The organism is Tabrizicola sp. (assembly GCF_041913445.1).
Taxonomy (GTDB): Bacteria; Pseudomonadota; Alphaproteobacteria; order Rhodobacterales; family Rhodobacteraceae; genus Tabrizicola.
This window is the reverse complement of sequence record NZ_JAYSFG010000001.1, coordinates 439,934-440,482: the sequence shown is the minus strand read 5'-3', so window position 1 is coordinate 440,482 and position 549 is coordinate 439,934. Positions and strand designations below refer to the sequence as shown.

1 protein-coding gene is annotated in these 549 nt (G+C 63.8%); it reads right to left on the bottom strand.

Annotated features, from left to right (window positions below; translation table 11 throughout):
* Positions 1-162: 162 nt before the first annotated feature.
* Entirely contained in the window at positions 163-363 is a 201-nt protein-coding gene (locus ACE3Q6_RS02215; protein ID WP_374427500.1) for a GIY-YIG nuclease family protein, read from the bottom strand.
* Between the last annotated feature and the right edge of the window lie 186 nt (positions 364-549).

Sequence of the window (549 nt, the reverse complement as noted above, 5' to 3'; positions counted from 1 at the left end):
CACCCACGCTGTTGATTCCTGGCTGCAGTGGATCCCCGCCTTTGCGGGGATGACACCCGCCAGAGGCTCCAGCCCCCACTCAACCGCCAAATCCCGCCACTCCCGGTTCAGCTCCTCGATCAGCCGAACCTTCCACGCCCGGTTCAACTTCTTGATCCGCTTCTACCGCAGGACCGCCTGGTTGATGTCCGATTGCTGCTCGAACCACACAAGCCGCGACACGCCGTACTTGGCGGTGAATCCCTCCGCCGCTCCCTCGCGATGCTCAACCACCCGGCGCAGAAGATCACTCGTCACGCCGCAATACGGCGTGCCGTTCCAGCGCGAGGCCATCAGGTAGACGAAGTAACTGTACTCTCTCATGGGTCCCCGCCTTCGCGGGGATGACAGTCACGGCAAAAGGTAAGCCTCCGCTTAATGACGTCGCAACCAGACCCATCCCCATCGTAGGGTGCGCTACAGCGCACCGAACCTAAGTGGGGGGTTGCCCACCCCCCGCGGCCGCCACCCCAATACCCGAGGCGAGCCCCCCCCCGCCAGATTAACACG